Origin of the sequence: Vibrio sp. V30_P3S12P165 (assembly GCF_009904905.1) — a bacterium.
Taxonomy (GTDB): Bacteria; Pseudomonadota; Gammaproteobacteria; order Enterobacterales; family Vibrionaceae; genus Vibrio; species Vibrio fujianensis.
The window spans coordinates 1-6959 of record NZ_WXWH01000042.1 but is presented as its reverse complement, the minus strand read 5'-3'; the positions used below and the strand labels follow the sequence as shown (position 1 = coordinate 6959).

Here is a 6959-nt window from a genome sequence, read left to right as displayed (position 1 = left end):
TCAGGGAAAACGCATGAGTGTGCCCATTTTTAAAGGGCTTTCGTCAAATTAATATCTTCTAATTTACAAGGTATTTTTTTTAGCATTCATCACAACATTGGAAACTCATTAAGGATCAATTTGTAGATCATTTTGAGTGTTTTTTAATGGTTCTGTACTTAAACGGAGCCAAATTATGACGACAATAACGAACCCATTTATGCATTTCGAAGTGATAAAAGATTACCGTCAAGCCGCTAAGGTAGAACACAAATTGTCAGACATTATTTTGTTGACGATCTGTGGTGTACTCTCCGGTTTTGATACCTGGGAAGGTATCTATGATTTTGGTGAAAGCCGAACCGATTTTCTTAAATCATTGGGTGATTTTGAGAATGGTATTCCGTCGTCAGATACTATCGCGCGCGTTATGGGCATGGTGAGCCCGTCAGCGATGCAAAAAGCGTTCATTAGTTGGATGAAAGATTGCCATGAAATTACAGATGGTGAAGTCATTGCCATTGATGGAAAAACGGTACGCGGCTCTTATAACAAATCTGAGGAACGCTCTGCAATTCATATGGTCAATGCATTTGCAACCGCGCAAGGGCTTTGTCTTGGCCAATCTAAGGTGAATGAAAAAACCAATGAAATCACAGAAATACCGAAGTTATTGGAATTGCTAAATATTTCTGGTTGCTTAGTGACGATTGATGCTATGGGTTGTCAGAGAAAAATAGCGCAAAAGATAATCGATAAAAATGCCGATTACTTACTTGCTGTAAAGGGAAACCAAGGCTCGTTAGAGAAAGCGATAGGTGAGTTTTATCGCCCTTCGATGTTGCAGGAGTTTGCAGAGGGCGACAGTTATGCGAGCCAAGAAAAAGGGCATGGCCGTGAGGAAACACGCTGTGCATTAGTCACGAATGAGTTGTCATTTTTAGGTGATTTAGAGCTTGAATGGCCAAATCTGAAAAGTGTTGGCATCATGGTCAACATGCGTAAAACAGAAGAGCGTGCGACAGAGCAAGATATGTCTGTTCGCTTCTACATCAGCTCGAAGAAACTCAGTGCGAAAGAGTTGCATGATGCAACGCGTTCTCACTGGGGAATTGAGTCGATGCACTGGCAACTTGATGTTACTTTTAGAGAAGATGCATGTCGCATTCGAGTCGATGATCGCGCAGAGGCTTTTTCAAGGATCAGACAAGCCTGTTTGAACCTTTTAAAGCAAGAAATGAGCTTTAAGGGTGGCATTCAACGCAAACGGATGAAGTGCGCGATGGATGTGAAGTACTTAAGCAAGGTTATCGGAGCCCTTGAATGACGGGGATGTTCATGCGATTGCCATGCCTCGCCATCTAGCACTGCATAAAATTCCCCTCCTTTGGAGGGGTGGCAGGCAGAGCCTGACGGGGTGGTTTTAAACTCAGATTCTAGAGAAGAGCAGGTGCTAGGAAAAGTAGTGCAGGTCTTAAAACCAGTACCTAAAAAGTTAATCGTATTTCATTAACCTCAGCAACCACCCCGCCCTACGGGCACCCCTCCGAGGGAGGGGAATTAAACCCTCCTGTCATTCCCACTTAGTTATTCTAGATCTTCTTCACCTACCAGTATCATTGCTATCCGCCTTTCGGAAGAGGGGAATAAGAGCGAATGCGTTATTTGTTGCGTTAGTTCTCACGAGCACGTTTTTTTAAATTCCCCTCCCTTGGAGGGGTGGCAGGCAGAGCCTGACGGGGTGGTTTTAAACTTAGATCCTAGACAAGAGTAGATTCTAGGAAAAGTAGCGCAGGTCTTAAAACCAGTACCTAAAAAGTTAATCGTATTTCATTAACCTCAGCAACCACCCCGCCCTTCGGGCACCCCTCCGAGGGAGGGGAATTAAACCTCCTTTCATTCCCACTTAGTTATTCTAGATCTTCTTCACCTACCAGTATCATTGCTATCCGCCTTTCGGAAGAGGGGAATAAGAGCGAATGCGTTATTTGTTGCGTTAGTTCTCACGAGCACGTTTTTTTAAATTCCCCTCCTTTGGAGGGGTGGCAGGCAGAGCCTGACGGGGTGGTCTTAAACTTAGATCCTAGACAAGAGTAGATTCTAGGAAAAGTAGTGCAGGTCTTAAAACCAGTACCTAAAAAGTTAATCGTATTTCATTAACCTCAGCAACCACCCCGCCCTTCGGGCACCCCTCCGAGGGAGGGGAATTAAAAACACAACGTTGGTAGTGAATAAATCGATCACCTCGCCATCTAGCACTGCATAAAATTCCCCTCCTTTGGAGGGGTGGCAGGCGAAGCCTGACGGGGTGGTTTTAAACTCAGATTCTAGAGAAGAGCAGGTGCTAGGAAAAGTAGTGCAGGTCTTAAAACCAGTACCTAAAAACTTAATCGTATTTCATTAACCTCAGCAACCACCCCGCCCTACGGGCACCCCTCCGAGGGAGGGGAATTAAAAACACAACGTTGGTAGTGAATAAATCGATCACCTCGCCATCTAGCACTGCATAAAATTCCCCTCCTTTGGAGGGGTGGCAGGCAGAGCCTGACGGGGTGGTCTTGGCGACTTATAAGTTGCACAAAGTAGGGTGGATTTCCTGCCAACTGGCTCGAATTTTCTTTTCCTCCCTATCTTGTTTTTTATTCATTATGCTAGTGTTTGCGTATTCATTTTCAGAATAAGGCAAAGGATATGCAAATACTTCATCATGGCGGTAAAGATACAGTCACTGGTTCTTGTCATGAGTTGCGCGCCGATGGTGTGGCAGTGCTGATCGATTGTGGCATGTTTCAAGGTAAAGATGCCCGAGATATTGAGTTGGACTTTCCAGTGGAGCATATTGATGCGCTGATTGTGACGCATGCGCATATTGATCATATCGGTCGCCTGCCGTGGTTGCTTGCTGCGGGTTTTACCGGGCCAATTTATTGTACGCCAGCCAGTGCAGAGCTGATTCCGTTAATGTTAGAAGATGGGCTTAAATTGCAATTGGGCCTTAATCGCCAGCAAATTGAGCAAGTTTTACAAGCCATAAAACAGCGTTTACAACCATGTTGCTATGGCGAATGGGCCACCATTTCAGCTCATCGTCAGGCTCAGGCTTCACTGCAACTTCGCTTTCAACCAGCCGGGCATATTCTTGGTTCCGCTTATGTCGAGCTGCGTTTAGCTAACGATGAAGTGGTTGTGTTTTCAGGTGATTTAGGGCCGAGTAATACGCCATTACTGCCTGATCCACAATCGCCGCAGCGAGCCGATTATCTGATCATTGAAACCACTTACGGTAACCGCAATCATGATGATGTGGCTGGTCGCGCTGAAAAATTACGCGAGATTATTCAGCGCTCATTAGAAAATGGCGGCACCATTTTAATTCCCGCTTTTAGTGTTGGCCGTACCCAAGAGCTATTGTTTGATATTGAACGCTTGATTTTTGAGCACAAAATTGATGCCGATCTGCCGATTATTCTTGATTCACCCATGGCTCAACAAGTCACCCAATCGTACCGCCGCTTTAAAACCCTATGGGGAGAAGAGGCCAAGCAGCGTTTAGAGATGCATCGTCATCCGCTGGCTTTCGATCAGTGTATACAAATTACTGATTATGGTACTCATCAGGCGTTAGTCAATCGTCTCGCCTCAACCGGTGCGCCCGCGATTGTGGTGGCCGCATCAGGAATGTGCCAAGGCGGGCGAATTGTTGAATATTTAAAAGCCTTACTGGGAGATGAGCGTACCGATGTGATTTTTGCCGGCTTTCAAGCGGAGAGAACCTTAGGTCGAACCATTACCCAGGGTGAAAAATCGATTTGTATTGATGGAGAAGAGATCGAAGTGAAAGCCAGTATTCATGTGATGTCGGGCTATTCCGCCCACGCGGATCAATCTGAATTACTCGCGTTTATTAAAGGAATTGCGGAGCCGCCACAAGAAATCCATTTGATTCACGGTGAGGTTGCGACAAAGCAAGCTTTTGCTCATGCTTTAGAAATCGCTGGATTTAATGGTGTCGTCATCACTTAGCCTTAGCGGTATGGTTGGAGCATGTTACCTCCCCATCCCAAACAATACAGTCTTAACGGTAAGCAAGAGAATTTTTATTTCCATCTTCCAGTTTTGATGTTTAATGTAGTAAATATCGTATTTATGTTTCCAAATCGCATCTTCAATAGATGCTCCATAAGGGTATTTTACTTGTGCCAAGCCTGTGACACCGGGTTTTACTGCATGGCGAAACCGGTAATATGGAATCTCTTTTTCTAATTCACTGATAAAAACCTCGCGCTCTGGTCGAGGGCCCACCATCGACATCTCACCTTTTAACACATTGATGAGTTGCGGTAGTTCATCAATTCGTGTTTTCCTGATAAATTTTCCTACTTTTGTCACTCGAGCATCATTTTTTGTCGCCCATTTAGCGCCATCTTTTTCTGCATCATTGCGCATTGAGCGGAATTTAATTACATCAAATTCTTTATTGTATTGACCCGTTCGACGTTGTTTAAAAAAAACAGGTCCGGGTGATTCAAGTTTGATGAACAGTGCGGTCAACAGCCCAATTGGTATTGCGACCCATGCAAGAGCAAATACAAATAACAGATCAATAAAACGTTTTTCCCAACTATTCTTTCGATTAGTTAATATTGAAAAAGCTTTTTGATGGAGGAAGTAACCACTGTGCAGCAGTTCTGTTTCGGTATAACCGAGTTTACGGTCTAAAAAGCTGACTAAGGGTTCGACCCAACCTCCTAGCTCAGTTGCTGCAATCAAAAAGGCTTGCTGATCTTTTGTGAGGTGAGAGCTTCTAAAATGGCAAAGTGTTTTATTTTTGAAATCTCTAATTCTATAGTTGTTGATTTCAACATTAAACTCGGCATGGCGTGAAACTAGGTTACTTAGTTTTGCAACATCCTCATCCGGACAATAGATAAGGAGTGTGTCTTTTGCTAATTGTTCTTCAATTTTTTGAGCAGAATCCACTTCTGATTCAGATAAGGTTATGACAGTTGTGCTATTCTGCCGATTTTGTATTGAGCCATTTAACGTATCAGTCATAGGAAATTATTTTAATAAGAATGGAAGAGATAAAGCCTGCGAATCAATATGAAAATGAGTATAGCGCAATAAATACAAGGCTGTCATTGGTGAATTCTATTTTTGCTATGTTAGAGTGCTCACCAACTTGGTGCACCTAAAAATAGAGTGATAATCATCTAAATTCAATAAAGCGCACTGATTTTATAGACATATTTGGTTTAATTGGTAAAAATACGCATCTTTATTCTTATTTGAGGTATCACGTAAATGAAAGGCACTATCATCGACTTTAATGAATCGCAGCGTTTAGGGCTGATTTCGGGTGAAGATGGACAGCGTTATCAATTAGCGATGTCTGAATGGAAAGGTAGCCAGTTTCCTAAGGTTGGGGCAGCGGTCGACTTTTCTGTCGAGGGGGATCAATCTATTTCTGTTTACCCACTTTCTGTCTCCTCTGGCTCTTCAAAAAAAATCGCTGCAGCTTTATTGGCCTTTTTCTTTGGTGCGTTCGGCGTGCATAAATTTTACCTTGGCTATAAAAAGCAAGGCTGGATTATGCTGCTAGGGTTTATTTTTGGGTTTATTCTGCTGGGTATTCCGTCAATGATCATTGGTATCATTGCGTTTGTTGAGTTTATTATTTATCTCACTAAATCAGATGAAGATTTTGAAAACATTTATGTTAATGGCTCTAAACCTTGGTTCTGATGGATCAGTTGTGACTTTGGCTTGTGGTTATTCTGATTAATTTCTATTAGCTTCAGCAACCACCCCGCCCTACGGAAGTGGGGAATAAGAGCGAATGCGTTATTTGTTGCGTTAGTTCTCACGAGCACGTTTTTTTTAAATTCCCTCCGCAGGGGGAGTAAAGGCGAGCATGTTTTTTTAAATTCCCTCCGCAGGGGGAGTAAAGGCGAGCATGTTTTTTTAAATTCCCCTCCCTTGGAGGGGTGGCAGGCAGAGCCTGACGGGGTGGTCTTAAACTCAGATTCTAAAGAATAATAGATTCTAGGAAAAGTAGCGCAGGCCTTAAAACCAGTACCTAAAAAGTTAATCGTATTTCATTAACCTCAGCAACCACCCCGCCCTACGGGCACCCCTCCGAGGGAGGGGAATTAAGCCTATTATCATCCCCGTTTACTGCTTAGTCATTTTTAGGTTCTCTGCATCCACCAGTATCATTGCCATCCGCCTTTCGGAAGTGGGGAATAAGAGCGAATGCGTTATTTGTTGCGTTAGTTCTCACGAGCACGTTTTTTTAAATTCCCTCCTCAGGGGAGCAAAGGCGAGCACGTTTTTTTAAATTCCCTCCGCAGGGGAGCAAAGGCGAGCATGTTTTTTAAATTCCCTCCGCAGGGGAGTAGAGGCGAGCATGTTTTTTTAAATTCCCTCCGCAGGGGAGTAGAGGCGAGCATGTTTTTTAAATTCCCCTCCCTTGGAGGGGTGGCAGGCAGAGCCTGACGGGGTGGTTTAAAACTCAGATTCTAGAGAAGAGTAGATTCTAGGAAAAGTAGCGCAGGTCTTAAAAACCAGTACCTGAAAAGTTAATCGTATTTCATTAGCTTCAGCAACTGTCAACGATCACCGAAAACTGATCCACTTTTAGCTTAAAAACGATCAATCAAAATTGATCCACCCTTTTACTCAGGTATTGCTCCTGAGCGTCGTTTATCTTTCAATCGATAACTATCACCACTTAACTGCAAAACATGCGAGTGGTGAAGCAGTCGATCTAACATCGCTGCCGTTAATGTCGCATCATCGGCAAATGCGCTAGGCCATTGGCCAAACGATAAATTGCTGGTCAAAATAATACTGCCATACTCATAGCGCTTAGCGATCACATTAAAAAATAGGTTGGCTTCTTCTCGCCCAAACGGCAGGTAACCGATTTCATCAATGATCAATAACCTTGGAGCCATCACAGAGCGAGAGAGGTATTG

5 protein-coding genes are annotated in these 6959 nt (G+C 43.6%); 3 read left to right on the top strand and 2 right to left on the bottom strand.

The genetic code is table 11. The features are described 5' to 3' along the window. Positions 1-175: 175 nt before the first annotated feature. Entirely contained in the window at positions 176-1306 is a 1131-nt protein-coding gene (locus tag CAG57_RS09425; protein WP_161439521.1) for an ISAs1 family transposase, read from the top strand. A gap of 1364 nt (positions 1307-2670) precedes the next feature. Next, positions 2671-4002 (top strand): MBL fold metallo-hydrolase, encoded by a 1332-nt coding sequence (locus CAG57_RS09420; RefSeq protein ID WP_161430561.1) that lies wholly within the window; start codon positions 2671-2673, stop codon positions 4000-4002. Between the two features lie 24 nt (positions 4003-4026). Here the strand turns inward: CAG57_RS09420 and CAG57_RS09415 are convergent, their stop codons facing one another. After that, on the bottom strand, positions 4027-5034 hold the full coding sequence (locus CAG57_RS09415; RefSeq protein ID WP_161433990.1) for a sugar transferase: 1008 nt from the start codon (positions 5032-5034) through the stop codon (positions 4027-4029). A gap of 249 nt (positions 5035-5283) precedes the next feature. Here CAG57_RS09415 and CAG57_RS09410 point away from each other — a divergent pair, with 249 nt between their 5' ends. Continuing rightward, the gene (locus tag CAG57_RS09410) at positions 5284-5724 is read left to right on the top strand and encodes a TM2 domain-containing protein (RefSeq protein ID WP_099610780.1); all 441 of its coding nucleotides are present in this window, start codon (positions 5284-5286) and stop codon (positions 5722-5724) included. Between the two features lie 932 nt (positions 5725-6656). On the opposite strand, the gene CAG57_RS09405 is transcribed toward CAG57_RS09410, so the two are convergent. Further along, the coding region (locus CAG57_RS09405; RefSeq protein WP_161439520.1) for an ATP-binding protein at positions 6657-6959 on the bottom strand (303 nt) is incomplete at its 5' end.

Bases quoted from the DNA above. Each gene is read 5' to 3' on its own strand.
- CAG57_RS09425 (WP_161439521.1), top strand. From the start codon at position 176: ATGACGACAATAACGAACCCATTTATGCATTTCGAAGTGATAAAAGAT.
- CAG57_RS09410 (WP_099610780.1), top strand. From the start codon at position 5,284: ATGAAAGGCACTATCATCGACTTTAATGAATCGCAGCGTTTAGGGCTG.
- CAG57_RS09415 (WP_161433990.1), bottom strand. From the start codon at position 5,034: ATGACTGATACGTTAAATGGCTCAATACAAAATCGGCAGAATAGCACA.
- CAG57_RS09420 (WP_161430561.1), top strand. From the start codon at position 2,671: ATGCAAATACTTCATCATGGCGGTAAAGATACAGTCACTGGTTCTTGT.